The 24,976-nt window shown below is 64.0% G+C and carries 22 protein-coding genes and 1 other RNA gene; 10 read left to right on the top strand and 13 right to left on the bottom strand.

Going from position 1 to position 24,976, the window contains the following annotated elements:
• The first annotated feature begins 2 nt into the window (after nt 1–2).
• From ACYVHK_RS18380 to ACYVHK_RS18370, 3 genes are all read left to right on the top strand, one after another.
• Entirely contained in the window at nt 3–1,145 is a 1,143-nt protein-coding gene (locus tag ACYVHK_RS18380) for a 5-(carboxyamino)imidazole ribonucleotide synthase (protein WP_460535074.1), read from the top strand.
• A 75-nt stretch (nt 1,146–1,220) separates the two neighbouring features.
• Entirely contained in the window at nt 1,221–2,099 is an 879-nt protein-coding gene (locus tag ACYVHK_RS18375; protein WP_460535072.1) for a phosphoribosylaminoimidazolesuccinocarboxamide synthase, read from the top strand.
• 142 nt (nt 2,100–2,241) lie between these two features.
• Nucleotides 2,242–3,618, top strand: coding sequence for an EAL and HDOD domain-containing protein (locus ACYVHK_RS18370; protein WP_460535070.1), 1,377 nt, complete (start codon nt 2,242–2,244; stop codon nt 3,616–3,618).
• Nucleotides 3,619–3,685: 67 nt separating this feature from the next.
• Here the strand turns inward: ACYVHK_RS18370 and pip are convergent, their stop codons facing one another.
• From pip to ACYVHK_RS18355, 3 genes are read right to left on the bottom strand one after another with little or no spacing between them, the layout of a single operon-like run.
• Complete coding sequence (pip, locus tag ACYVHK_RS18365; RefSeq protein WP_460535068.1) at nt 3,686–4,651, bottom strand: alpha/beta hydrolase family protein; 966 nt, start codon at nt 4,649–4,651, stop codon at nt 3,686–3,688.
• Complete coding sequence (locus ACYVHK_RS18360) at nt 4,648–5,454, bottom strand: sulfite exporter TauE/SafE family protein (protein WP_460535066.1); 807 nt, start codon at nt 5,452–5,454, stop codon at nt 4,648–4,650. Before ACYVHK_RS18360 ends, pip begins: the two co-directional genes overlap by 4 nt.
• The gene (locus tag ACYVHK_RS18355) at nt 5,451–5,918 is read right to left on the bottom strand and encodes an EVE domain-containing protein (protein ID WP_460535064.1); all 468 of its coding nucleotides are present in this window, start codon (nt 5,916–5,918) and stop codon (nt 5,451–5,453) included. Before ACYVHK_RS18355 ends, ACYVHK_RS18360 begins: the two co-directional genes overlap by 4 nt.
• Before the next feature lie 149 nt (nt 5,919–6,067).
• Here ACYVHK_RS18355 and ACYVHK_RS18350 point away from each other — a divergent pair, with 149 nt between their 5' ends.
• Nucleotides 6,068–6,973: a cation diffusion facilitator family transporter gene (locus tag ACYVHK_RS18350; RefSeq protein ID WP_460535061.1), complete on the top strand. Its 906-nt coding sequence runs from the start codon at nt 6,068–6,070 to the stop codon at nt 6,971–6,973.
• Here ACYVHK_RS18350 and ACYVHK_RS18345 read toward each other — a convergent pair.
• From ACYVHK_RS18345 to ylqF, 6 genes are all read right to left on the bottom strand, one after another.
• Complete coding sequence (locus ACYVHK_RS18345) at nt 6,962–7,561, bottom strand: 5-formyltetrahydrofolate cyclo-ligase (protein ID WP_460535058.1); 600 nt, start codon at nt 7,559–7,561, stop codon at nt 6,962–6,964. The two genes, ACYVHK_RS18350 and ACYVHK_RS18345, sit on opposite strands and share 12 nt — an antisense overlap.
• A 30-nt stretch (nt 7,562–7,591) precedes the next feature.
• Nucleotides 7,592–7,771: non-coding RNA, 6S RNA (ssrS, locus tag ACYVHK_RS18340), on the bottom strand.
• Nucleotides 7,772–7,801: 30 nt separating this feature from the next.
• Nucleotides 7,802–8,110, bottom strand: coding sequence for a cell division protein ZapA (locus ACYVHK_RS18335; RefSeq protein ID WP_460535056.1), 309 nt, complete (start codon nt 8,108–8,110; stop codon nt 7,802–7,804).
• On the bottom strand, nt 8,107–8,325 hold the full coding sequence (locus ACYVHK_RS18330; protein ID WP_460535054.1) for a hypothetical protein: 219 nt from the start codon (nt 8,323–8,325) through the stop codon (nt 8,107–8,109). The genes ACYVHK_RS18335 and ACYVHK_RS18330 overlap by 4 nt, the downstream gene beginning before the upstream one ends.
• A gap of 32 nt (nt 8,326–8,357) precedes the next feature.
• The gene (locus ACYVHK_RS18325) at nt 8,358–9,221 is read right to left on the bottom strand and encodes a TroA family protein (RefSeq protein WP_460535052.1); all 864 of its coding nucleotides are present in this window, start codon (nt 9,219–9,221) and stop codon (nt 8,358–8,360) included.
• Entirely contained in the window at nt 9,218–10,126 is a 909-nt protein-coding gene (gene ylqF, locus ACYVHK_RS18320) for a YlqF/YawG family GTPase (RefSeq protein WP_460535050.1), read from the bottom strand. The genes ACYVHK_RS18325 and ylqF overlap by 4 nt, the downstream gene beginning before the upstream one ends.
• Nucleotides 10,127–10,385: 259 nt before the next feature.
• On the opposite strand from ylqF, the gene ACYVHK_RS18315 reads away from it, so the two are divergent.
• Both ACYVHK_RS18315 and ACYVHK_RS18310 read left to right on the top strand, forming a co-directional pair.
• Entirely contained in the window at nt 10,386–10,889 is a 504-nt protein-coding gene (locus ACYVHK_RS18315) for a TlpA family protein disulfide reductase (protein ID WP_460535048.1), read from the top strand.
• A gap of 91 nt (nt 10,890–10,980) precedes the next feature.
• Complete coding sequence (locus ACYVHK_RS18310) at nt 10,981–11,517, top strand: DinB family protein (protein ID WP_460535046.1); 537 nt, start codon at nt 10,981–10,983, stop codon at nt 11,515–11,517.
• 287 nt (nt 11,518–11,804) lie between these two features.
• Here ACYVHK_RS18310 and ACYVHK_RS18305 read toward each other — a convergent pair whose 3' ends face one another.
• Nucleotides 11,805–15,317, bottom strand: a complete 3,513-nt coding sequence (locus tag ACYVHK_RS18305) for an indolepyruvate ferredoxin oxidoreductase family protein (protein ID WP_460535044.1) — start codon at nt 15,315–15,317, stop codon at nt 11,805–11,807.
• 331 nt (nt 15,318–15,648) lie between these two features.
• Between ACYVHK_RS18305 and ACYVHK_RS18300 the strand changes: the two genes are divergently transcribed.
• Both ACYVHK_RS18300 and ACYVHK_RS18295 read left to right on the top strand, forming a co-directional pair.
• On the top strand, nt 15,649–17,676 hold the full coding sequence (locus tag ACYVHK_RS18300) for an oxidoreductase (RefSeq protein ID WP_460535042.1): 2,028 nt from the start codon (nt 15,649–15,651) through the stop codon (nt 17,674–17,676).
• A 267-nt stretch (nt 17,677–17,943) separates the two neighbouring features.
• Nucleotides 17,944–20,610, top strand: coding sequence for a DUF3141 domain-containing protein (locus ACYVHK_RS18295; RefSeq protein WP_460535040.1), 2,667 nt, complete (start codon nt 17,944–17,946; stop codon nt 20,608–20,610).
• A gap of 56 nt (nt 20,611–20,666) precedes the next feature.
• Here the strand turns inward: ACYVHK_RS18295 and ACYVHK_RS18290 are convergent, their stop codons facing one another.
• Nucleotides 20,667–20,966 (bottom strand): Mpo1-like protein, encoded by a 300-nt coding sequence (locus ACYVHK_RS18290; RefSeq protein WP_460535037.1) that lies wholly within the window; start codon nt 20,964–20,966, stop codon nt 20,667–20,669.
• A gap of 216 nt (nt 20,967–21,182) precedes the next feature.
• On the opposite strand from ACYVHK_RS18290, the gene ACYVHK_RS18285 reads away from it, so the two are divergent.
• Both ACYVHK_RS18285 and ACYVHK_RS18280 read left to right on the top strand, forming a co-directional pair.
• On the top strand, nt 21,183–21,953 hold the full coding sequence (locus tag ACYVHK_RS18285) for a BPSS1780 family membrane protein (protein WP_460535035.1): 771 nt from the start codon (nt 21,183–21,185) through the stop codon (nt 21,951–21,953).
• A 9-nt stretch (nt 21,954–21,962) separates the two neighbouring features.
• Nucleotides 21,963–22,352 (top strand): diacylglycerol kinase, encoded by a 390-nt coding sequence (locus ACYVHK_RS18280; protein ID WP_460535033.1) that lies wholly within the window; start codon nt 21,963–21,965, stop codon nt 22,350–22,352.
• A 66-nt stretch (nt 22,353–22,418) separates the two neighbouring features.
• On the opposite strand, the gene ACYVHK_RS18275 is transcribed toward ACYVHK_RS18280, so the two are convergent.
• The gene (locus tag ACYVHK_RS18275) at nt 22,419–23,645 is read right to left on the bottom strand and encodes a methionine aminotransferase (RefSeq protein WP_460535031.1); all 1,227 of its coding nucleotides are present in this window, start codon (nt 23,643–23,645) and stop codon (nt 22,419–22,421) included.
• A 168-nt stretch (nt 23,646–23,813) separates the two neighbouring features.
• Nucleotides 23,814–24,878, bottom strand: a complete 1,065-nt coding sequence (gene fba / locus ACYVHK_RS18270; RefSeq protein ID WP_460535028.1) for a class II fructose-bisphosphate aldolase — start codon at nt 24,876–24,878, stop codon at nt 23,814–23,816.
• Between the last annotated feature and the right edge of the window lie 98 nt (nt 24,879–24,976).

The raw sequence follows: 24,976 nt of genomic DNA, 5'->3' as shown, positions 1-24,976 counted from the left end.
CCATGAGTACCGTGCTAAAGCCCATCCTGCCGCCGGCCATGCTCGGCATACTCGGTGGCGGCCAGTTGGGCCGCATGTTCGCCGTCGCCGCCAAGACCATGGGCTATCGCGTCACCGTGCTGGACCCGGATGCCCGGGCACCCGCAGCCGACTTCGCCGATGTCCACCTGTGCGCCGCCTACAACGACCATGCCGCGCTGAAGGAACTGGCCGAGACCTGTGCCGCCGTGACGACCGAGTTCGAGAACGTCAACGCGGACTCGATGCGCTGGCTGGCACAACATGTCCCGGTCAGCCCGTCCGGCGATTGCGTGGCGATCGCCCAGGACCGCATCCTGGAAAAGAGCTGGATCCGCAAGGCCGGTCTTGTCACCGCCCCCTACCTCGCGCTGGAGACGGTCACCGACCTGAACCACGATCTGTCGCCCTACCTCCCCGGCATCCTCAAGACCGCCCGCCTCGGTTACGACGGCAAGGGCCAGGTCCGGGTCAAGACGGCCGAGGAAGCACGCGCTGCCTACGCCGACCTGGGTGGCCAGGCCTGCGTGCTGGAAAAGATGCTGCCGCTGGCCTGCGAGATTTCCGCCATCGTCACCCGTACCAACCCGCACGAAGTCGCGGTCTTCCCGGTGGCCGAGAACCGCCACGCGGGCGGCATCCTCGATATCAGCATCGTGCCGGCGCAGGTTGATCCCGCACTGGCCGCACGAGCCCAGCAGATGGCGATACAACTGGCCGAAGCGCTCGACTATGTCGGCGTGCTGGCGGTCGAATTCTTTGTGCTCGATGGCGGCGAACTGGTGCTGAACGAGATCGCCCCGCGTCCGCACAACTCCGGCCACTACACGATCGACGCCTGCGTCACCAGCCAGTACGAACAACAGGTACGTGCCATGTGCGCACTGCACCCGGGCCGCACTGACCTGCTGTCGCCGGTGGTCATGGTCAACCTGCTCGGCGATGTCTGGCGAGCCGACAGTGCCGAACCGAACTGGGAAGTCCTGATGCAGGCGCCCAACGCCCATCTGCACCTGTACGGCAAGACCGAAGCCCGGCCCGGTCGCAAGATGGGCCACTACTGCGTGCTGGCTCCCAGCGCTGCAGCGGCACTGGAACAGGCCGAAGCCATCAAGGACACGCTGTAAATCACCTTGCCGGCCTGCCTTGGTCCGGCTACACCCACTTTGTCGGAGTCTTTCCGACCTACTGGAAGCACCGCTATGAACGGCCTCACCACGACCAACCTCAGCAGCCTGAAGAAGATCTACAGCGGCAAGGTCCGCGATCTGTACGAGATCGACGACCAGCGCATGCTGATGATCGCCACCGATCGCCTGTCGGCCTTCGATGTGATCCTGAACGAACCCATCCCGGCCAAGGGCAAGATCCTGACCGCGATCTCGAACTTCTGGTTCGACAAGCTCAAGGATGTCGTGCCCAGCCATTTCACCGGCGAACAGGCCGAGGACGTGGTCAGCGCCGCTGACCTGCCCCAGGTGGAAGGCCGCGCCGTGGTGGTGAAGCGCCTCAAGCCGGTACCGGTCGAAGCCATCGTACGCGGCTATATCGCCGGCTCCGGCTGGAAGGACTACCAGGCGACCGGCACCATCTGCGGCATGCCCTTGCCCGCCGGCCTGGTGGAAGCCGCCAAGCTGCCCCAGCCCATCTTCACCCCCTCCACCAAGGCCGCCGTTGGCGACCATGACGAGAACGTCAGCTATGACGAGCTGGTGAAGCAGATCGGCGCCGACCTCGCCGCCAAGGTGCGCGATACCGCGATCAAGCTCTATGTCGCGGCCAGCGAGTACGCCGCCACCCGCGGCATCATCATTGCCGACACCAAGTTCGAGTTCGGCCTCGATGCAGACGGCACGCTGACGCTGATGGACGAAGCCCTGACGCCCGACTCCAGCCGCTTCTGGCCGGCCGACCAGTACCGTCCCGGCAGCAACCCGCCGAGCTACGACAAGCAGTTTGTCCGTGACTGGCTCGAGAGCACCGGCTGGAACAAGACGCCCCCCGCTCCGACACTGCCGCAGGACGTGGCCGACCGCACCGCCGCCAAATACCAGGAAGCCCTGGACAAGCTGACCGGCTAAGCCGCCCGTCCAGCGACCAGCCGCCCGAAGCGACGCTTCCGGCGGCTTTTTTCATTCCCGGACGCGTGTACCACTTGGTGGCCGACCGCGAGTCCAGCTATCCTCACAGACGACAGCTATCCATTCGAAACGGCAGACATCCATGGTCTTCGGACTTATCAAGAAGATGTTCGGCAGCGGCGCGCCCGAGCCTGCACCCAGCAGCTTTGGCACGACCCCTCATCCGACCACGCCGGTGACCGGCCCGCTCGGCGCAGCCCCCGGCCAGGCCGGCTATGTCGCCGGTGCGCCAACCGACACCATCCTGCAGCGCGAGATCGTGCTGGACCGTGAGCTCAAGGTGGTCGGCTACGATTTCCGCCTGCGCGACAGTGTGATCAAGCGCAAGGCCAAGATGGTCAACTCGGTCTGGAAGCTGTACGACGAGGTGCTGATTCGCAATTTCCTGGCCGAGGAATCGACCAAGGCTTTCGGCCAGAAGCGCATCTTCCTGGAAGTATCGGTCTGGTCGCTCGACAGCCCCTTGCTGGCCAAGCTGCCCAAGGGCCGCTTCGTGCTGATGCTGCACTACGATGCCGAGTTCTTCCGCGACGCGCTGCTCCACGTGGAACTGCTGGAAAAACTCAAGACCCAGGGCTTTCAGCTCGGCTTCGACGACTTTCCGCTCGATGCTGCGCTGATCCCCCTGTTCCCGCTGGCCGACTACCACAAGCTGTCCGTCACCGACAAAGACGTCACCGAGCTGTCGCGGGTCATCTCTGCCACCGCCAACGCCGCGCCGGATGCCGAATTGCTGGTCGGCGACATCCACTTCTTCGAGGAACTGCAGGTCTGCCGGCAACTGCAGGTGCACTACCTGCAGGGTAGCTACCTGCGCCACAAGGAGCTCTCCTCCGCCGACGCCGTCGATGCGAGCTATCTGCGCCTGCTTGAGGTACTCAACCTGGTACGGGCCGAAGCCGAGCCCCAGGTCATCGCCAACGCGATCAAGTACGACCCCATGCTCAGCTTCAAGCTGCTGCGCTATGTAAACTCGCCGGGCGCCGGTCTGTTGACCAAGGTCGATGCGCTGGACCGCGCGCTGATCGTGCTGGGCCACAAGCAGTTGTACCGCTGGCTCACCCTGCTGCTGTTCAGCCATGAACGCCAGGAAGCCGACCAGAACATCCTGCTGGAAACCGCGCTGCTGCGTGCCCGCATGATGGAGACGCTGGGCGCCAAGCAGTTCGACCGCAACGGCCGCGACCAGCTGTTCACCACCGGCATGTTCTCGATGCTGGACGCGCTCTTGAAGCAGCCGATGAACACGATCCTGGACAAGCTGAACCTGCCGGCCGAGATCAGCCAGGCGCTGCTGGAACAACGCGGGCCCTACGCCGCGCTGCTGAATCTGGCCCTGGCCTGCGAGGATGGCAACCTGCCGACCGACCCCGGGCTGTTCGTCGCCGCCCAGATCAGCAAGAACGACGCTAATCGCGCCCAGATCGAAGCCATGCTGTGGGTCGAGGAAGTGGTCTGACCGATCACCGTACCCAACAAAAAAGCCCGGCAATGATCGGGCTTTTTTGTTGGGCGCTGCAGGACGCTCAGACGCTCACATCCATCCGGGTCTTCATGCGCTCGCAAGCGGCGACCAGGCCACGCGTGGTGGCCGGCTCCCAGGCCGAGTGGCCGGCATCCTGCATGATCTCCAGCTCCGAACCCGGCCAGGCCTGATGCAGCTCCCAGGCCGAGACCGGCGGGCACAGCACGTCGTAGCGCCCCTGGATGGTGATCATCGGCAGATGCTGGATACGGCCGATCTGCGCCAGCAGGTCGTTCTCCGGCAGGAAGATATGGTTCACGAAGTAGTGCGCCTCGATTCGACCCACACCCAGCGCCACATTGTCGCTACCGTAGTTGGCCTGTACGGCCGGGTCGGGATACAGCGTGGCGCATTCGCCCTCGTACACGCTCCAGATCCGCGCCGCCGGCATGTGCACGGTGTGGGCGGGGTCGTTGAGACGGCGATGGTAGTTAGCCAGCAGGTCGTCCCGTTCGGTGGCCGGCAGGTAGCCAGCAAAGCGCGACCAGGCTTCGGGGAAGAACTGGCGCATGCCCTGCATGAACCAGTCTATCTCCCACTGCCGGCACAGGAACACCCCGCGCAGCACAAAGCCCAGGCAGCGCTCGGGGTGGGCCTCGCCGTAGGCCAGCGCCAGGGTCGACCCCCAGGAACCACCGAACACCAGCCAGCGCTCTACACCCAGCAGCGTGCGCAGCTTCTCGATGTCGGCGATCAGGTGCTGGGTGGTGTTGTCGCGCAACTCCCCTACCGGGGTGGAGCGACCGGCGCCGCGCTGATCGAAGATCACGATGCGATAGAAAGCCGGGTCGAAGAATTGCCGATGCTTGGGGCTGGCGCCGGCACCCGGGCCGCCATGCAGGAACAGTACCGGCACCCCGTCCGGGTTGCCGCTCTCCTCCCAGTACATGGTGTGGACTTCATCGAGCGGCAGCATGCCGCTGCGGCTGGTCTCGATGGCAGGATAGAGTTCGTTGCGTACGGTCATGGGTTCAGAAGTCCAATCAACATGCGGCTGGCAATCAGGATCAGCAGGGCCGCGAAACATTTCTTCAGGGTGGCAACCGGCAGGCGGTGCGCCAATGCCGCCCCCAGGGGAGCCGTCAGGATACTGGCCAGCACCACCCCCGCCAAGGCGGGCAGGTAGACAAAGCCCAGGCTGCCGGCCGGCAGCCCCGCCACACCCGCGCCGTTGAGGGCATAGCCGGCGAGGCCGGCCAGGGCAATCGGCAGGCCCAGCGCCGCCGAAGTCCCCACCGCCTGTTGCATGGCCACATTGCACAAGGTCATGAAAGGCACGGACAGCGAGCCACCGCCGATACCGACAAAGCTCGATACCCCACCGATGACGCCACCGGCCACCGTCAGACCCCCCCAGCCCGGCAGTTGCCGCGTCGGCTTGGGCTTGAAGCCCGACAGCATCTGCGCCGCAACCACATAGGCGAACAGGACGAAGAACCACTTCAGCCCCAGCGAAGGCAGCCGCGCCGCCAGCCAGGCCCCGGCAAAGGTGCCCAGCATCAGGCCGGCGGCCATGCCACGTACGGTGCGCCACTGCACCGCACCGCGCTGGTTGTGGGCCCGCAGGCTGGAAAGCGAGGTAAACACGATGCTGGCGAGCGAAGTCCCCAGGGCCAGGTGCAGGATATGCTGCGACGGAAAGCCGCTGGCCTCGAAGATGGCCACCAGCGCCGGCACGATGATCAGCCCGCCCCCCACGCCCAGCAGGCCGGCCAGGAGACCGGCGACGGCACCGGTCGCGAGAAAGCCGGCAATCACCAACCCACTCATGCCGCCTCGCCCAGTCTTTGCATGATCGCACGCCAGTGCTGCGGTTCCACCGGCGTGATCGACAGGCGATTGCCGCGCGCCAGCACCTGCATACCTTCCAGCTCGGGTGCGGCGCGCATGGCCGCCAGGCTCAGGTAGGCCGTCTTTTTGACCAGCTTCACGTCCACCTGCATCCAGCGCGGCGTCTCCAGTGTGGACTTGGCATCGAAATACTTGTTCTCGGGATCGAACTGGGTCGGGTCCGGATAGGGGCTGGAGCAGACCTCGACGATGCCGGCAATGCCAGGCTCGGCCACGCCGGAGTGATAGAACAGGACGCGATCACCGATCTGCATCCCGTCCCGCATGAAATTGCGGGCCTGGTAGTTGCGCACCCCATACCAGCCCACGGTCTGGTCGGGCCGACCCGGCAGGTCGTCTATACCCACGTCGTCGGGTTCCGCCTTCATCAGCCAATAGCGCATACCACTCCCCTCCCCGGATACCAGTCAGAACCGGACTATCGCGCCGGAACCGCCAGGCTGCAAGCGGGCTGGCCGCATTATATTCAGGCCGGGGCGTGAAAAAGCTGGTCGGCATCGCAAATCAAACTAGACTCACAGGCGGAGGAATCATGTCCGCACAAGCCGACTCGCTGAAATCGATCTTCTACGCCCTCGCCGCCAACTTCGCCATCGCCGTCGCCAAGTTCGCTGCCGCCATCCATACCGGCTCCGGCGCCATGCTGGCAGAGGCCGTCCACTCCTTCGCCGACTGCGGCAACCAGGGCCTCTTGATCTGGGGACTCAAGGTCGCCAAGACGCCCCCCTCGCCGGACTATCCGCTGGGCTGGGGCAAGGCCATCTACTTCTGGTCCTTTATCGTCGCCATCATGCTGTTCAGCCTGGGTGGCCTGTTCGCCATCTACGAAGGCCTGCACAAGATGTCGGAGCCCGAGCAGATGGAAGCTCCGTGGATCGCCATCGGCGTGCTGCTGTTCGGCATCGTGGCCGAATCCTTCTCGCTCTGGGGCTGCCTCAAGGAAATCAACAAGGCCCGTGAGGACCGTTCGCTCTGGCGCTGGGCGCGCGAGAGCCGGCAAAGCGAGCTGGTGGTCATCCTGGGCGAGGACATCGCCGCCCTGCTGGGCCTGGTCCTGGCGCTGGCCGCCATCGCGGCCTCAATCGTGACCGAAAACCCGATGTTCGATGCCCTGGGTAGCGTCGGCATCGGCATCCTGCTGATCGCCGTCGCCATCTTCATCGGGGTGGAGATCAAGGGCCTCCTGATCGGCCAGAGCGTCGAACCGGCGGTCCGCAGTGCCATCCAGCAACATCTGGAAGCCGACGCCGCCGTCAGCCGGGTATTCAAGCTGATCACGCTGCAACTGGGCAATCAGGTCATGGTCGCGGTCAAGGCACAAGTCGTCGCCGACAGCGCCGAGCAACTGGTGGCCGAGATCAATCGCCTCGAGGTCGGCCTCAAGGCCAGCTTTCCGCAGGTGCAGTGGCTGTTCTTCGAACCGGATCTAGCCGACTGACGCCAGGCCGGGGCGGCAGCGGTAGTGCTTGCGCTCGGTCAGTACCGCATCCAGCACCACATCGTGCGCTTCACGTGCCAGCCGCCCTACCCGCTGGCAATCGAAGCCCACGCCGACCAGCCGGGGATGGCGCCCACCCCGGCCATCGGCCCGGAAGGCAAAGCTGCAATCATAGTAACCACCGCCCTGACCCAGCCGACCACCGGTGTCGTCAAACCCCAGCAAGGGCAGGAACACCAGATCGAGCTGCCGGGCCGCCCGCACATGGCGGCTGACATACTCCCGTATGCCGTAGCGATTACGCCGCCAACTGCCCACACCCGCGCTCAGCGAGACAAAGCGCAGCCTGCGTCCGCGCCGCGGCACCAGCGGCAGCAATACCTCGGCACCCCGTGCCTGGGCCAGCGCAATCAGGGGCTGCAGCGAGAGCTCCGACCCCAGGGCCATATAGGCCGCGACCCGCTGCCCGCGCCGGAGCAAGGGCCGCGCCCGCCGCGCCACGCGATGTGCGGCGGCCTGCTGCAGACGTGCCGGTACCGCCAGGCGACGCTTACGCAATTCACGGCGCAAGCTGGCTTTGTCGGTCATAGGTAGTGGGGGAATAGTCAGTACGGGATGGGGATCCCCGCGAGCGCCGTCCCGGCTCACATCTTGAACCAGAGGTTCAAGTGGTCGCCAGCGATACGACTTTCAGGCTCATCCGACTAGGGGTGAGCGCAACCAGCGTATCAAGCCAACAACCCGGTTCAATATATTGGTTCAAAGAATATCGAGCCGGAACGAACGCCGCAGGGAAACTTTAAAAACTGGGGCAGGAGGGACTCGGACCTAGAACAACTGCTGTTGTTCCTTCAGTGCCTCGTCGATTGTTTCCTGCATGCGACCGATTCTACGCCTAAAGTCCGCCATGTCCAAACCGCCGGTCACGCGGGTGTTCATGAACTCGTGCGAGATATTCAGCGCCGCCATGATGGCGATCTTGTCGATGCCCATCACATTGCCGCTATCGCGGATGTCCCGCATCTTGCGGTCCAGGAAGGCAACCGCCTCCATCAGCGCGACTTCTTCATCCGGCGGACAGGCCACCCGGAACTCGCGGCCCATGATGGTAACGTCCAGTTGCTTGATCTCGCTCATTCGGCGTCCTCCTGCTCAACTTCCTCAGCCGGCAAGCGGGCCAGCAAGGCATCCACGCGGGCCGCGGCGCCCTCGATCTTGTCGGTAAGGCGACGGTTGTCGTTCTTCAGTACCAGCACGGTCTGACGCAGCTCGACGTTCTCGCCGCGCAGTTGCTGGCACAAGGCCGCCAGGGTCTTGATGCGGTCTTCGAGGATATGGAGTTCAGCTTCCATGGCATTGTGGTCTGAAGGTCATGCGGCAAATTCTAGTCGATTTTGCCAACCCTGGCCTGTCGTAACGCATCCAGGCGTTGGCAGAGGGCTTGTGCGGCCGGCAACAGCCGCGGTCCGGGCCGTCCCAGCGTGTCCGGATCGGCCGTCAGGTAGGCGGTTTTCAACGGCAGCTTGCGCCACGGTGCCAGCCAGGTCTCGCCGGCTTCAGGCTTCGCCAGCGCCACGATGACGTCAGGCCGCATTACCAGCAGGGACTCCGCCGAGATCAGGGGCACCGCAGCGCGCTCTGCCCCGAACGGGTTCACCGTGCCACATGCCCGGAACACGCCGCTGACAAATTGCTGCTCATTGACCGTCATGGCCGGCTCGGCTCCGACCTGGGCAACCACCTTCAGCACCGGCCGCTGCCGATAGCGGGCCTCCATGGCGGCCCAGGCAGTCTCGAAGCGGCGGGCCGGGCTTTCGCCATCCCGTCCGGCCAGCGTGCCGAGCGCACGCATGGCCTGGGGAATGGCAGCGATCGTCGCTGGCTGGCTGGCGTAGACCGCAATGCCCAGCGAACGCAGCCGCTCGGTGGCGACGCCGGCCTGAGGCCCTTCCCAGGCCACGACCAGGTCCGGCCGCAAGGCGATGATGGCCTCGACATTGAAGGTACCGTACTGGCCCACGTTGCTGAGCTTGGCCGCCTGCGGCGGATAGTCACTGGCCCCGTCGCGGCCGACCAGTTGCGCACCGGCGCCGATGGCGTACAGCAGCTCGGTCGCATGCGGACTGAGGCTCACGATGCGTAGCGCGGGCTTGGCCAACCGGACCGTCTTGCCGGCCTCATCGACGACCTCGACGCCATGCACCCCCAGCGGCACCAACAGCCACAGCAGGACCGCCAGCCGCGTCATGCTTCCGGCTCGTCCGCCGCCGCGTCGACTGCGTCTTCTTCCTCTTCACCCAGGTCCATGTCCATGGTGTCGCCCGGCTTCTCCAGCGAAATACGACCCAGCGTCGCGGCGCGGAAATCGACCAGGATGCGCTCGGCAGCCTTCTGGGTATCGATGCGATTGCCGGACTGCACGCAGCCCAGTGCCCGCGCCGCTTGCTCGAACAACACATCGCCAGGCTGGCTGATATCGGGCAGCTTGTAGCGGGTACGGATCACCTCGGGATAGTGCAGCGCCATCCAGCCCATCGCGTACCAGGCCACGTCCACCGCATCGAAGGCATTGCGACCGATGGTGCCGGACAAGGCCAGCTTGTAGCCGTCGTTATTGGAGGCGATCTTCGGCCACATCATGCCCGGCGTGTCGACCAGGATCGTACTGTCCGGCAGTTCGATGCGCTGCTGGCTCTGCGTCACGCCTGGGGTATCGGCCACCTTGGCCAGCTTGCGCTTGGCCAGGGCATTGATCAGGGTCGACTTGCCCACGTTGGGCACGCCCAGGATCATGGCCCGTACCGGCTTTTCGCCACCGGTGCGGTGCGGTACCAGCTGGCGGCACAGCGCCAGCACCTTGCCAGTGTCGCGCAGCTTGCCGGCTTCGTCGAGGGTGATCACCTCGGTATTGGCTTCCTGGCGGAAATGCTTGACCCAGGCGGCCGTCACGGCCGGATCGGCAAGGTCGGCCTTGTTAAGGATCTTGAGGCTGGGACGCTGCCGGTGCAGCCGCAGCTCATGGATCAGCGGGTTGGTGGTGATGCGCGGCAGGCGCGCATCCAGCACCTCGATCACCATGTCGACCTTGGCCATGGTCTCGGCGATCTGCTTCTTCGCCTTGTTCATATGGCCGGGGAACCATTGGATCGCCATGTCTCTTCTTTCACTTTCAGGCCGGGCAACCCCTGGGGCTACCGGCACAGTTCGGGGTTCGCAGCGGCCACCAACCGTCGGGCCACTGCCTTTGTCCTCGCAGTATCGCCATCATCCGCCTTGGCAGGGGCAGGCGGGGAACAAAGGGCGCGGATTATACCGTCCGCAGCAAAAATGCCGGAAAATCAATACAATACTGATTCTGGCAACTTTATAGACGCCGCGCACTCTATGTCTCAACGAGTAGCGGCTGTTCCACATGAAACCTATCATCAAATACGGCGTCGCCGCCGGCATCGCGCTGGCACTGGGCACCATCTTCCTGACCGGCAACACCGCACAGGCAAAGGCGCCGGCGGTGCAGTACACCTCCATCAAGGGGGAGCAGACCAGCCAGCAGGCATTACAGGGCAAGGTCGTACTGGTCAATTTCTGGGCAACCAGCTGTACCGGCTGCATGGCCGAGATGCCCAAGCTGATCGAGACCCACAACAAGTATGCCGCCCAGGGTTTCCAGACGGTCGCGGTGGCGATGAGCTACGACCCGCCCCAGTACGTGGCGGCCTATGCCGAGCAGAAGCAGTTGCCGTTCTTCGTGGCACTGGATGTAGATGGTTCACTGGCTCGCCAGTATGGCGACGTGAAACTGACCCCGACCACGCTGCTGATCGATAAACACGGTCGCATCGTGCAACGTTACCTGGGTGAGCCCGATTTCAAACAATTGCACGCGCTGATAGAGGAAAAGCTCAAGGAGGCCTGACCAGCGGCCGGGTCCGGGAGCTGTCCGGTACTGCGGGGTAAGCAGCATCGGCATAGACTGAAGCGTGCACACCGCATGTAGGAGTTTTATCGTGATCTCCTGGAAAACCCACTTTCTGTACCAGATCGACTACCAGCACTGGGCGAACGAAAAGCTGTTCGACATGCTGGACAAGCTGTCTGATGACGCTCGCAAACGCGACGCCGGCATGTACTACAAGAGCGTACACGCCACCTACAACCACCTCCTGATCAGCAATCTGCTGTGGTTCAACCGTCTGCGCGGCCAGGCGCCGGACCTGCGGCTGGACCAACCCATCTACGAGGAATGGCGCGACCTGAAACAGGCCCTGCGTCAGAGCCTGCGGCAGACCCAGCACTGGCTGCAGGCCCAGCCGAACGAATTCTTCGAGGGCGAACTGCGCTACCGCACCAGTTCCGGCATCGCCCATGTCAACTGGGTGCACGATGCCCTGAGCCATTTCGTGGCCGAGTATGCCCACCAGCGTGGCCAGGTCATCGCCATCTCCTCGCAGCTCGGTGCACCAGCCCCTGAGCTGGACTTCCTCAATTACCGCCGCGAGATGCAAGAGAGCCTGGCCAAGATGCGTCAGGCAGCGAACGCCTAGGGATTTAAACTGCGCCTGTTCAGTTGAATTGCCGCTGCGCAGGCGCCCGGCAGAGTCGTGCGCTCTAGCCCATCGCAGTCTGTGAGTGCGGCGTTCCCTTTATCTACTCCTACTCCCCCCGCCCTCGCCGCCGCGAGGGAGCCTCGCTAGCGCTCGGGGCTTCACTGCATGGAACAAGAGAGCCCGCACCACGACCTGCCAACCATTCAAACATCGCAATACAAACAATAACGCCACCCCTGAGGGTGGCGTTTTTGTTTTCGGGGCCCGGTGAACCGGGATCTCCATTACAGGCGGACTGCTGCCGGCTTGGCGGCCACCGCGGCTACCGGGGTCGTGCTCTGGTACTGCTTGAGCTTGCCATCCCAGTCGCGCTTGGTCGCTTCGTAGTTGGCCAGCTTAATGTGGCCGTAGCCGCGGATCTGCTGGATCAGGCCGACGATCTCGGCAGCCTGCGGCAGCTTGTCGGCATTGAGGCCAGCCAGTACCGTCTGCATGCCCTGCTCGAACTCGCCGATCAGGCGCCGTTCCATCCGGCGATCCTCGGCATAGCCGAACACGTCCAGCGCCGTACCGCGCAGGCCCTTGAGCTGGGCCAATACGCCGAACGCACCCATGACCCAGCTACCGAGCTTGAACTTCTTGGCCTGGCCATTCTTGGCCAGCCACTGCAGCCAGGTCGGTCCCAGGCTGAAGTTCAGCGTGTAGTTGCCGTCGAACTGCTCGGCCAACTGCTTCTTGAACTCGCCATCGGTGTAAAGCCGCGCTACCTCGTACTCGTCCTTGTAGGCCAACACCTTGAAATAGGCGCGTGCCGCCGCCCAGCTCAGGATTTCCGACTCGGGCGCAACACGACGCTCGGCACTGCGCACCTGTTCCAGCAAGGCGCTGTAGCGGGCAGCGTAGGCAGCGTCCTGATACTGGGTCAGGTCGGTCACGCGGCGGGCGATGAACTCGTCCAGGGTCTGGCTGGCCAGCTTGATCGCCTCGCGTACCTGCGGGAAGGCGATCTTCTCGACGCGGATACGATCGTGCGCCGCATGGCGGCCCCAGACAAAGGCCTGCTTGTTCATCTCGATGGCTGCGCCGTTCAGCTCGATGGCCTGCATGATGGCCGCTTCGCTGATCGGGATCAGGCCGCGCTGCCAGGCAAAGCCCAGCATGAACATATTGGTGGCGATCGAATCCCCCATCAGCGCGGTCGCGATCTGGGTGGCGTCCACCACGTCGAAATGCCCCTCGCCGACCGTGTTCTGGATCGTGTCGAGCATGGAACGCGATGGGAACTTCATATCCGGGTTCTTGGTGAAATCACCGGTCGACGCTTCATAGCCATTCAACACCGCGTAGGTGTAGTCGTGGCGCATCTTGGCCAGGCAGTCGTTGGTCGCCGTGACCACCATGTCGCAGCCCAGCACCACGTTGGCGTCGCCTGCGGCGATACGGACAGCGTGCAGTTTGCTCTGCTCGCTGGCAAAGCGCAGGTGAGTGGTAACCGCCCCACCCTTCTGCGCCAGACCGGTCTGGTCCAGCACGGTGGCGCCGATGCCGTCGATCTTCGCGGCCACACCCAACACGCCACCGATGGTGACCACGCCAGTACCGCCCACACCCGTCACCAGCACACCCCAGGGGTGATCCAGACCCGGCAAGGTCGGTGCCGGCAGTTCCGGCAGGCTGGCGTAGGCATCCTTGCCCAATTTGGAGCGCTTGGGCTTGACCTCACCCTCCAGCGTCACAAAGCTCGGGCAATAGCCCTTGAGGCAGCTGAAGTCCTTGTTGCAGCTCGACTGGTCGATCTTGCGCTTGCGGCCGTACTCGGTCTCGACCGGAATCACCGACAGGCAGTTGGATTGCTTGGAGCAATCGCCGCAGCCTTCGCAAACCCGTTCGTTGATCATGACCCGGCGCGGCGGATCGATCATCTTGCCGCGCTTTCGCCGACGCCGCTTCTCGGCCGCGCAGGTCTGGTCGTGGATCAGGATGGTCACGCCCGGAATCTCGCGCAGTTCGCGCTGGATGCGATCGAGATCTTCGCGCGGATTGATGGTGATACCGGGCGCCAGGCCCTGCACGCCGTGGTACTTCTCCGGCTCATCAGTCGTGATGATGATCTTGTTGACGCCTTCGGCCTCGAGCTGACGGGTCAGCATCGGCACGGTCAGCGTACCGTCCACATGCTGGCCGCCGGTCATGGCGACCGCATCGTTGTACAGCAGCTTGTAGGTGATATTGAGCTTGGCCGCGACCGCCTGCCGGATCGCCAGGATGCCGGAGTGGAAATAGGTACCGTCACCCAGGTTCACGAAGACATGCTTGGTATCGGTGAACGGCTGGATACCGGCCCAGGTCACACCCTCGCCGCCCATCTGGCTGAACATCTTGGTGCCCGGCGTCACCCACATGGCCATGTAGTGGCAGCCGATGCCGGCCAGCGCCAGCGAACCGTCGGGCAGCTTGGTCGACGTATTGTGCGGACAGCCGGAGCAGAAATAAGGCTGGCGCAGGATGATGTCGCGCGGCTTCTTGAGCTGGTGTTCCTTGTCGTCGAGGAAACGCAGCCGCTCTTCGATCACCGGGCTGGTATAGAAACGTGCAATGCGGCTCGCAATCACGCGGGCGATCATCGCGGGCGTCAGCTCGCCGGCGGCCGGCAGCAACCACTGCCCTTCCGGCAGCGTCCACTCGCCCTTCTCGTCGAACTTGCCGATCACGCGCGGACGGACTTCTTCCTTCCAGTTGTAGAGCTGCTCCTTGAGCTGGTACTCCAGCACTTGGCGCTTCTCTTCCACCACCAGGATCTCGTCCAACCCTTCGGCGAAGGCATGCGTGCCCTCGCTCTCCAACGGCCAGGTCAAACCCACCTTGAAGATACGCAAACCGATATCGGCCGCGAGCTGTTCATCAATGCCCAGGTCGTCCAGTGCCTGCATCACATCGAGATAGCTCTTGCCAGCGGTCATGATGCCCAGCCGGGGCTTGGGCGAATCGACCACGATGCGGTTCAGCTTATTGGCGCGCACATAGGCCAGCACGGCGTACAATTTCTGGTGCAGCAGGCGTTCTTCCTGTACCAGCGGTGGATCCGGCCAGCGGATGTTCAGGCCTTCCGGCGGCATCTTGAAGTCAGTCGGCAGCACCGGCTGCACGCGGTTGGGATCAACATCGACGATGGCCGAGGATTCGACCGTGTCGGAGATCGCCTTCAACGTCACCCAGCAACCGGAATAACGGCTCATGGCCCAGCCATGGATACCGTAGTCAAGGAACTCCTGCACCCCAGCTGGGTTCAGCACCGGCACCATGAAGGCGTCGAAGGCATGGTCGGTCTGGTGCGGCAGCGTGGACGACTTGGCCGCGTGGTCGTCACCGGCGATCAGGAGCACCCCGCCCTTGGCGGAGGAGCCGGCCGCATTGCCGTGGCGGATCACATCGCCGGAGCGGTCCACGCCCGGGCCCTTGCCGTACCACATGGCAAACACACCGTCGTACTTGGCACCCGGGAACAGGCCAACCTGCTGCGAACCCCACACGGCGGTCGCACCCAGGTCCTCATTCACGCCAGGCAGGAATACGATCCTGTACGGGTCGAGGTATTTCTTGGCCCGCATCAACTCCTGATCCAGGCCACCCAACGGCGAACCACGGTAACCGGAGATGAAACCGGCAGTATTGAAGCCGGCGGCCGTATCGCGCTGCTGCTGCAGCATGGGCAGACGGACCAGCGCCTGCGTACCCGTCATGAACACGCGCCCCGCGGGCAGCGAGTATTTGTCGTCCAGGGAAAGGGAGGTTCCCATGATGTCTCCTTCTTGTGGCTGGCGGTCGCTGCCATGTGGGCTGCAACCGTGGCTTACTTCGTTCTAGCTTGTGGCGGAACAAAGGGTTGGCGTTATTCGCCTTATGTATTGGGCGCGCATTCTAGGCGCTTTTTTGAGCAAATGCTCGAACTGTTTGACGTTAACGTCAATCAATCGTTCAGTGCTACAAAAATCACACCAAGCAAGTGCTCGATTGACGACTTACTGATTAGTAAGTATCTTTGCTATCAAACACTTGGCTGGCCCGATCAGCGCCGATACAGGCGTATGCCCAGCACCTACAATGGCACCACACCGTCTGGAGAACATCATGGCTCACCCGCGCTATCCCAATCTGCTCGAACCACTGGACCTCGGCTTCACCACGCTGAAGAACCGGGTGCTGATGGGCTCCATGCACACCGGCCTGGAAGAATCACCGAACGGCTTCGAACGCATGGCGGCCTTCTATGCCGAGCGTGCGCGCGGTGGCGTCGGCCTGATCGTGACCGGCGGCGTCGCCCCGAACGAGGCCGGCCGGGTCTATGAAGGTGGCGCCATGCTGCACAACGCCGATGAAGTCGCCCACCACAAGATCGTGACCGACGCCGTGCACGAAGCCGGCGGCAAGATCTGTCTGCAGGTGCTGCATACCGGCCGCTACAGCTTCCAGCCCAAGCCGGTCGCCCCGTCCCCGATCACCTCGCCGATCGCCTTCTATGAGCCGCTGGAGCTCACCGACGAGCAGATCCTGCAGACCATCGATGAGTTCGCCCGCTGCGCCGCGCTGGCCAAGGAAGCCGGCTACGATGGCGTCGAGGTGATGGGCAGCGAGGGCTACCTGATCAACCAGTTCATCGCCGAGAAGACCAACAAGCGCACCGATCGCTGGGGCGGCAGCTTCGAGAACCGCATCCGCTTCCCGCTGGAGACCGTCAAGGCGGTGCGCGAGCGCGTCGGTACCGACTTCATCATCATCTACCGCCTGTCCATGCTGGACCTGGTCGACAACGGCTCGGTACTGGAAGAAACCATCCAGCTTGCCAAAGCAGTGGAAGCCGCCGGCGCCACCATCATCAATACCGGTATCGGTTGGCACGAGGCACGCATCCCCACCATCGCCACCATGGTGCCGCGCGCCGGCTTCACCTGGGTGACCAAGAAGCTCAAGGGTCACGTCGGCATTCCGCTGATCACCACCAACCGCATCAACATGCCGGACGTGGCCGAGGAAGTCCTGGCCCGTGGCGATGCCGACATGATCTCCATGGCCCGCCCCTTCCTCGCCGACAGCGACTGGGTCAAGAAGGCCGAGGAAGACCGTGCGCTCGATATCAACACCTGTATCGGCTGCAACCAGGCCTGCCTGGACCATATCTTCCAGGCCAAGATGACCACCTGCCTGGTAAACCCGCGCGCCTGCCACGAAACCGAACTGAACTACACCCCGACCACCGCCAGGAAGCGCCTGGCCGTCGTCGGCGCCGGTCCCGCCGGCATGGCCTTTGCCTCGGTCGCCGCCGAGCGTGGCCATGACGTGACCCTGTTCGAGTCCAGTGGCGAGATCGGCGGCCAGTTCAACGTCGCCAAGCAGGTGCCCGGCAAGGAGGAGTTCCACGAGACGCTGCGCTATTTCAAGCGCCGCCTCGACCAGACCGGCGTCAAGATCAGGCTCAACCACCGCGCCGCCGCGGCCGAGCTGACCGAGTTCGACGAAGTCGTGCTGGCGACCGGCATTGCCCCGCGCAAGCTGGACATCCCCGGCATCGACCACCCCAAGGTGCTCAACTACCTTGACGTACTACGCCACAAGAAGCCGGTGGGCGAAAAGGTCGCCATTATCGGTGCCGGTGGTATCGGCTTCGATACCGCCGAATACCTCACCACCGAAGGCGTGCCGACCAGTCTCGACGTGGATGGCTTCCTCAAGGAATGGGGCATCGACAAGACGCTGACCCAGAAAGGCGGCCTGGCCCCACAGGGCGCCCAGCCGCACGGTTCGCCACGCCAGGTCTGGCTGCTGCAGCGCAAGGCCAGCAAGGTGGGCGACGGCCTGGGCAAGACCACGGGCTGGATCCATCGCCAGAGCCTGAAGATGAAGCGCGTCGAAATGCTGTCCTCGGTCCAGTACGACAAGATCGACGACGCCGGCCTCCATGTTCGTATCAAGGACAAGGCCGAGATCCTGCCGGTCGACAACGTCATCATCTGCGCCGGCCAGGAACCGCTGCGCGAACTGGTCGATGGCCTGCAACAGGCCGGCAAGACGGTGCACTTGATCGGTGGTGCCGACGTGGCGGCCGAGCTCGATGCCAAGCGTGCCATCAATCAGGGATCGCGCCTCGCCGCCGTAATCTGAGGCAGCCCTGCACCAACGTCTTCAGAACATGCATTAGCGTTTTCTTGAGTATTTGACCTAAGGCCAGAATTTTTACATCTGCCCGCCAAGCCCCGCCCTGCCGGGGCTTGCGCGTTTTTGGGCCTCTGCCGGTGGGCGGGGATGGCTTGACGTAACCGTCAATCCTTCCTACCTTCTACATGTTGCACCGCACAAAAGCGGTCGGTTTCAACGTGGTATCGCCGGGTAGAGCGCCAACCCGGCCGCAGTTTTCCGGGAGTCCCAATCATGACCACCAGCCTCAACCTGCCCCTCAGCCCCGTGTTCCGCCAGACCCTGGCCGCCGCCACCGACTACTGGCGCGACGCCTGGCAGCGCAGCGTATTGACGATGGATGTCCTGCGGCAACGCGGCAATCTCTATCTCGAGCATTCGCGCGCCGGCAAGCCGCCCGTGCTGGTGTTCGACTACGAGATGGTCATGGACGGCCGGGAACTGGAACGCGCGGCCAACTACGCGCTGGTACGCATCGTCCCGCCGGAAGGCTGCGGCGCCACCAACCCGCACAAACGCCCCATCGTGGTCATCGACCCGCGCGCCGGCCACGGTCCCGGCATCGGCGGCTCCAAGATCGATAGCGAGATCGGCCTCGCCCTGCGTGGCGGCCATCCCTGCTACTTCGTGATGTTCTTCCCCGAGCCGGTGGAGGGCCAGACCATCGAATGTGTCGCCCGCGCCGAGGTGGAATTCCTGCGCCGGGTACAGGAGCTGCATCCCGAGAGCGACGGCCTGCCGCTGGTGATCGGCAACTGCCAGGGTGGCTGGGCACTGATGATACTGGCCGCGGTCGCCCCCAAGATGGTCGGCCCATTGCTGCTGGCCGGCTCGCCGGTCGCCTACTGGTCCGGCGTCGAAGGCAAGCACCCGATGCGCTACAACGGCGGCCTGGGAGGCGGCACCTGGCCCGCATCCTTCCTCGGCGACGTTGGCGACGGCCACTTCGACGGCGCCTGGCTGGTCCACAACTTCGAACAGCTGGACCCCGCCAACACCTACTGGGGCAAGCCCTACAACCTGTACGCCCGGGTCGATACCGAAGCCGAGCGCTTCCTGACCTTCGAGCGCTGGTGGGGCGGTCACTTCCTGCTCAATCGCGAAGAGATCGACTGGATCGTGCAGAACCTGTTCGTCGGCAACCGCCTGACCGCCGGCGATATCGTCAGCGCAGATGGCGAGCATCGTGTCGACCTGCGCAATATCCGCTCGCCCATCATCGTGTTCGCCTCCTGGGGCGACAACATCACCCCGCCGCAGCAGGCCCTGAACTGGATTCCCGACCTGTACGCCGACGTCGAGGACATCCGTGCCCACGGCCAGGTCATCGTCTACTGCCTGCACGACCGTATCGGCCACCTCGGCATCTTCGTCTCCGCCGGCGTGGCCAACCGCGAGCACGCCCAACTGGTCAGCGCCATCGACCTGATCGACATGCTGCCACCCGGTCTCTATGAAGCGAAGATCGAGGACACCCGACCCGACATGCCCAACCTGGAGCTGCTCGGCGACCGCTACCTGATCCGCTTCGAACCACGCCAGGTGTCGGACATCCTGGCGCTCGACGACGGCCGCGAAGACGAGCACGCCTTCAAGGTCGTGCGCCGCGTGGCCGAGATCAACCAGAAGGCCTACGACAAGTTCCTCTCGCCCGCGGTGAAGGCCAGCAGCAATGAAATGACGGCCATGGCCAGCCGCCTGCTGCATCCCTCGCGTGTCGAGCGCTATACCATCTCCGACCTCAACCCCTTCCTGTGGCAGCTGCCCTCGCTGGCCGAGAAGACCCGCGCCGAGCGCAAGCCCGTCGCCGCCGACAATCCCTTTGTGCAGCTCGAAAAGCAGATGTCCAAGCTGATCGAGACCCAGCTCGACAGCTACCGCGACCTGCGCGACCAGTTGAGCGAACAGCTGTTCAAGTCCATCTACGGTTCGCCCTGGCTGGCCTCGGTACTCGGCGTAGAGCCGGATGACCGCGACAGCCGCGCCAAGGGCCCGGCCATCTCGCTGCGCGAGCAGCTGGAACGCCTGAATATCCGCGAGGCCCTGCACAACTTCGATCGCGGCACCGCGCTGGACGGCTTTGTCCGGGTCATGGCCTATATCGCCGAGGACCACGCCGTCGACGAGCGTGCCTTCAAATTGCTGCGGCAGATGGTCGAAGCCGGTCAGATCCAGTCCAGCAGCCTGGCCGAGTTCCGCGAAACCGTACAACGCCAGTCGGTCGTGCTGATGCTGGATGAAGAACGCGCCCTGGCCGGCCTGCCACAACTGGTGCCGGCCCGCGCCGACCAGCAGCGCCTGATGGATGCGGTACTCAAGCTGTTCAGCGCCGCCGGTCCCCTGCAGGCCGGCGAGCAGATCATGCAGCGCTATGAACAGGTCCGTGGCATCTTCGGATTGAACCAGCCGCAGGCCGAACTGGTCGCCGCCACCCCGCCGATTCCACACAGCCCGGTGAGCAGCGTCAAGATCGTGCCGTCGGCCCCGGCCAAGGCAGCCAGCAGCAAACCGGCCACCGAGTCAAAGGCCGTGAAGACGCCGGCGGCCGGCAAAGCCGCTGCGAAACCCGTCGCCAAGCCTGCTGCCACCAAGGCCAAACCGGCCCAGACCGCTGCCAGCAAGGTCACGCCTGCGCCCGCCAGTACGGTCAGCAGCAAGACGGCAAGCAAACCTGCGACCAAAACACCGGCCGCCAAGCCCACAACCAGCGCCAGCAAGGCACCCGCCAAGCCCGCCGCCGCAGGCAGCAAGGCCAGGACGGCCAAGCCAGCCGCAGCCAAGACCACGGCCGCGAAACCGGTTGCCGCCATCACGGTGGCCAAACCCAAGTCGGCGGTCGTCGCCCGCAAACCCGCCAAGGCGCCCGCCACCAACGGCAGCGCGGTCAAGACACGCAAGTAAGCCGCACCCGGCAGGCAGGGAACACGCCACGGCATGTTCCCTGCCTGCCGCACGCCTCAGAAACGTATCTTGCCGCTCAGCATCTGCCAGTACATCACCCAATCCCCCGCCAGGCTGTAGAACGGATAGCGGAAGGTCGCCGGCCGGTTCTTCTCGAAGAAGAAATGCCCGACCCAGGCAAAGCCGTAGCCCAGTAGCGGCAGGAGCCAGAAGCCGGCGTAGCGCCCCGTCGCCAGCACCACAAACAGCACCAGCAACACCAGGCTGCTGCCGACAAAATGCAACCGGCGGCAGGTACGGTTCTGGTGCTCCTGCAGGTAATACGGATAGAAGTCGTGAAAAGTCCGGTAGCGCATGGCCGTGTCATCCCCTGCGCGTTGTCGTCGCGCTTGTCCGGCCATTGTCTGCCTGCCATGCCCCGCTTGAAAAGGGCCGGCTCGCCGCCGTTCACCGTGATCCGGCCTGCAATCGGCGCCGGGATGAACGATGCCGCTCCCCTTCATCGCGCTGGCACCTTAATATGTGTTGTCACATTGACCAACGATCATGGCAACACGCCTGGAGGAAGACCCATGGAGCAAACCTTGCCGGCTTACCGTATCGTCAACGCCGCCCGTGGCTGGGACTGGCTGGTGGAAGGGTTCGAGCTGTTCAAGCGCAACCCCGGCATCTGGATCGCCCTGTCCCTGATCTGGGGCCTGGCCGTCATGCTGGGCAGCGCCATCGGCGTAGGTCAGCTCATCCTGCCGCTGTTCACCCCGGTGATACTGGGCGGCCTGATGATAGGTTGCGCCGAACTCAAGCGCGGCGAGGAACTCGAGATCGGCCACCTGTTCGCCGGCTTCCAGAAGAAACCCTTCGTGCCCTTGTTGCTGGTTGGCGTCGCCCTGCTGGTCGCGCAGATCGCCGTCAGCGTCGTGGTGGTCGTCCTGCTCTGGATCTTCGGCGCCGGCTCCTTGCTGAGCGGCCTGTTGGCCGGCCAGGTCAGCGAAGCCGCCGGCTGGGCCACTGGCATGGGCGGCATGGCGCTGGGCGTGCTGATCGTCGTCCTCCTGGCCCTGCTGCTGTACTCCCTGGTCTGGATGGCGCTGGCCTTCGCCCCCGCCCTGGTCGCGCTGGGCGGTGAGGAACCGCTGCCGGCCCTGCAGGACTCCCTGCGCGCCGCGTTCGCCAACTGGCCCGCCCTTTTGATCTACAGCTTGATTACAATCGCGCTCCTTATCGTCGCCCTGATCCCCGCCGGCCTGGGCCTGCTTGTGCTCGGCCCGGTCATGATCGGCGCCAACTACGCCGCCTATCGCGATGTCTACCCCAACCTGCCCGAACAACTGCCCCAAGACTGAGAAAGTGCAATGAGCCAAGCAGAAGAGAGCCCGTTCAAGGGCAAAACCGGCCTGCGCCGGCTGATCAACGCCACCGGCTACTCCATCGATGGATTCCGCGCCGCCTGGCAGCATGAATCAGCCTTCCGCCAGGTCTGCCTGCTGGCCATCGGCGGCATTGCCCTGGCACTCTGGCTGCCACTGCCATCCTGGGGCCGGGCGCTGATCGCCTTCGCCCACTTCCTCAGCGTGGTGGTGGAGCTGCTCAATTCGGCCATCGAGGCCGCGGTCGACCATACCTCGCTCGACCATCACCTGCTGGCCAAGCGTGCCAAGGACCTGGGCAGTGCGGCGCAGCTGGCCAGCCTGCTCAATATGACCATCATCTGGGGCATCGTGCTCTACAACCACTACGGCTGAACGACATCCGGGCCGCCCGCAGGCAGCCCGGATTTCCTTCCCTGTCAGTGCGGAACGCTCGCCGGCTCAGCCCGCCAACGGCCGGAGGCGCGCGATCGCCGCATCCAGCGTCTCCACCTTCTTGGCAAAGCAGAACCGCACCAGCCGCTGCTCGCGGCCATCGGCATAGAAGGCCGATACGGGGATGCTGGCTACGCCATGCTCGCGCGTCAGCCATTCCGCAAACGCCAGCTCGCCCAGCTCAGGCCGGATGGCCGAATAATCCACCAACTGGAAATAGGTCGCGGCGCTCGGCAGCAGCTTGAACCCTGCCGCCGCCAGGCCCTGGGCCAGATGGTCCCGTTTCTGCTGGTAGAAGCCCGCCAAGCCCTGCCAGTGGCTGGCATCCTGCAAGTGTGCCGCCAGCGCGTGCTGCATGGGCGTGGAGACCGAGAACACCAGGTACTGGTGCAGCTTGCGGAACTCGGCACTGAGCGCCGGTGCCGCCACGCAGTAGCCGACCTTCCAGCCGGTCGCGTGGAAAGTCTTGCCAAAGGAGTACACCGCAAAGCTGCGCGGCCGCAGCAGCGGGTGGGACAGCACGCTGGCGTGCCGCCGGCCATCGAACACCAGGTGCTCGTAGACCTCGTCGCTCAACACCAGCAGGTCATGCCGCTCCGTAATCGCCGCCAGGGCATCCAGATCTGCCGTGCTGAACACACTGGTAGCGGGATTGTTGGGGTTGTTGACGATGATCAGCCGGGTCGCCGGCGTCACCGCCGCCTCGACCTGTGCCCAATCGACGGCAAAATCCGGCGCCGTCAGGCTGATACGCACCGGCCGAGCGCCCTGCGCCACGATGGCCGGCGCATAGCTGTCGTAGGCCGGCTCCAGGATGATCGCCTCGTCACCGGCCCGCAGCACTGCCGCAATGGCGGTATACAGCGCCTGGGTCGCGCCGGCGGTGACCGTCACCTCACGGTCGGCATCCACCGTCAGCCCGTAGGCCGTGGCGAACTTGGCGGCGATCGCCTGTCGCAGCGCCGGCAAGCCCGGCATCGGCGCGTACTGGTTGTGACCGGCCTGCATGGCCTGGTTCACGCCGGCGAGCAGATCGGCATCGCAGGCGAAGTCCGGGAACCCCTGCGACAGGTTGATCGCACCGGTCTCCAGCGCCAGGGCGCTCATGCGGCTGAATATGGTCAGGCCCAGATCGGGGAACTTGGACTGGAAGGTCATGGCAGGCAGCAAGGTAAGGGGCAATACCCGCATGCTGCCCTGTCTCGCGCGCCGCGCCAAATAGCCTTTAGCCATGAGCTGAAAACCGGCGACACCAAAAGAAAAGCCCCGCACTAGGCGGGGCAAGTCTTTCGAAAGTGCCGCATTCTCGGGCGGCGGCAAACCGAGTCGGCGTTCCCTGATCAGATGGGCCTGCTCCCCAAAAGTTCAGTTTCGCCTTTTCGAAATCAAGGTGTCATAAGTCTAGTTCACTACAGCGGCAAGCTGACCTTTTTTATACAGATCGCTCATCTTTTCCAGCGAGACGGGCTTGATCTTGTCCGCCTGGCCGGCACAGCCGAAGGCTTCGAAGCGCGCCTTGCAGATATCCTTGGCCGCGCTGGTCGCTTCCTTGAGGAATTTACGCGGATCAAACTCGCTCTTCTGGGTCGCCAGGAAGCGACGGGTGGCACCGGTCATGGCCAGACGGATATCGGTATCGATATTGATCTTGCGGACGCCGTACTTGATGCCGGTAACGATCTCCTCGACCGGCACGCCGTAGGTTTCCTTCATCTCGCCGCCGAACTCGCGGATGATCTGCAGCCACTCCTGCGGCACCGAGCTCGAACCGTGCATCACCAGATGCGTGTTCGGGATGCGGGCGTGGATCTGCTTGATGCGTTCGATCGCCAGGATGTCGCCGGTGGGCTTGCGGGTGAACTTGTAGGCGCCGTGGCTGGTACCGATGGCAATCGCCAGCGCGTCGACCTGGGTACGCTTCACGAAGTCTGCCGCCTCGTCCGGATCGGTCAGCAGTTGGTCGTGGCTCAGCACGCCCTCGGCACCGTGGCCATCTTCCTTCTCGCCCATGCCGCTCTCGAGGCTGCCCAGGCAACCCAGCTCGCCCTCGACGCTCACGCCGATGGCGTGGGCCATCTCGACGACCTTGCGGGTCACGTCGGTGTTGTACTCATAGCTCGAGGGGGTCTTGGCATCTTCCATCAACGAGCCATCCATCATCACGCTGGAAAAACCCGAGCGCATGGCCTGGATACAGACTGCCGGGCTGGCACCGTGGTCCTGGTGCATGACCACGGGAATATGCGGATAGGCCTCGGTCGCGGCCAGGATCAGGTGGCGCAGGAAGGCCTCGCCGGCGTACTTACGCGCCCCGGCCGAGCCCTGCATGATCACCGGGCTGTTGCATTCATCGGCGGCCTGCATGATGGCCAATACCTGTTCCAGGTTGTTCACGTTGAAAGCCGGCAGGCCGTAGCTGTGTTCGGCAGCATGATCGAGCAGCTGGCGCATCGAAACGAGGGACATGGTTCACTCCAGAACGATAGATAGCTTGAAAAGCATTTTAAGGATGGCGCGATTTTAACAGCTTTGTAGTTCTGTAATCCCAACTACATTTCACAGAA

Source organism: Chitinimonas naiadis, assembly GCF_054780835.1.
This window is presented reverse-complemented; position numbering and strand designations above follow the sequence as displayed.

Excerpts from the sequence above, each read along its gene's own strand:
- ACYVHK_RS18380 (WP_460535074.1), top strand. The coding sequence starts at position 3 with ATGAGTACCGTGCTAAAGCCCATCCTGCCGCCGGCCATGCTCGGCATA.
- ACYVHK_RS18375 (WP_460535072.1), top strand. The coding sequence starts at position 1,221 with ATGAACGGCCTCACCACGACCAACCTCAGCAGCCTGAAGAAGATCTAC.
- ACYVHK_RS18370 (WP_460535070.1), top strand. The coding sequence starts at position 2,242 with ATGGTCTTCGGACTTATCAAGAAGATGTTCGGCAGCGGCGCGCCCGAG.
- pip (WP_460535068.1), bottom strand. The coding sequence starts at position 4,651 with ATGACCGTACGCAACGAACTCTATCCTGCCATCGAGACCAGCCGCAGC.
- ACYVHK_RS18360 (WP_460535066.1), bottom strand. The coding sequence starts at position 5,454 with ATGAGTGGGTTGGTGATTGCCGGCTTTCTCGCGACCGGTGCCGTCGCC.
- ACYVHK_RS18355 (WP_460535064.1), bottom strand. The coding sequence starts at position 5,918 with ATGCGCTATTGGCTGATGAAGGCGGAACCCGACGACGTGGGTATAGAC.
- ACYVHK_RS18350 (WP_460535061.1), top strand. The coding sequence starts at position 6,068 with ATGTCCGCACAAGCCGACTCGCTGAAATCGATCTTCTACGCCCTCGCC.
- ACYVHK_RS18345 (WP_460535058.1), bottom strand. The coding sequence starts at position 7,561 with ATGACCGACAAAGCCAGCTTGCGCCGTGAATTGCGTAAGCGTCGCCTG.
- ACYVHK_RS18335 (WP_460535056.1), bottom strand. The coding sequence starts at position 8,110 with ATGAGCGAGATCAAGCAACTGGACGTTACCATCATGGGCCGCGAGTTC.
- ACYVHK_RS18330 (WP_460535054.1), bottom strand. The coding sequence starts at position 8,325 with ATGGAAGCTGAACTCCATATCCTCGAAGACCGCATCAAGACCCTGGCG.
- ACYVHK_RS18325 (WP_460535052.1), bottom strand. The coding sequence starts at position 9,221 with ATGACGCGGCTGGCGGTCCTGCTGTGGCTGTTGGTGCCGCTGGGGGTG.
- ylqF (WP_460535050.1), bottom strand. The coding sequence starts at position 10,126 with ATGGCGATCCAATGGTTCCCCGGCCATATGAACAAGGCGAAGAAGCAG.
- ACYVHK_RS18315 (WP_460535048.1), top strand. The coding sequence starts at position 10,386 with ATGAAACCTATCATCAAATACGGCGTCGCCGCCGGCATCGCGCTGGCA.
- ACYVHK_RS18305 (WP_460535044.1), bottom strand. The coding sequence starts at position 15,317 with ATGGGAACCTCCCTTTCCCTGGACGACAAATACTCGCTGCCCGCGGGG.
- ACYVHK_RS18300 (WP_460535042.1), top strand. The coding sequence starts at position 15,649 with ATGGCTCACCCGCGCTATCCCAATCTGCTCGAACCACTGGACCTCGGC.
- ACYVHK_RS18295 (WP_460535040.1), top strand. The coding sequence starts at position 17,944 with ATGACCACCAGCCTCAACCTGCCCCTCAGCCCCGTGTTCCGCCAGACC.
- ACYVHK_RS18290 (WP_460535037.1), bottom strand. The coding sequence starts at position 20,966 with ATGCGCTACCGGACTTTTCACGACTTCTATCCGTATTACCTGCAGGAG.
- ACYVHK_RS18285 (WP_460535035.1), top strand. The coding sequence starts at position 21,183 with ATGGAGCAAACCTTGCCGGCTTACCGTATCGTCAACGCCGCCCGTGGC.
- ACYVHK_RS18280 (WP_460535033.1), top strand. The coding sequence starts at position 21,963 with ATGAGCCAAGCAGAAGAGAGCCCGTTCAAGGGCAAAACCGGCCTGCGC.
- ACYVHK_RS18275 (WP_460535031.1), bottom strand. The coding sequence starts at position 23,645 with ATGGCTAAAGGCTATTTGGCGCGGCGCGCGAGACAGGGCAGCATGCGG.
- fba (WP_460535028.1), bottom strand. The coding sequence starts at position 24,878 with ATGTCCCTCGTTTCGATGCGCCAGCTGCTCGATCATGCTGCCGAACAC.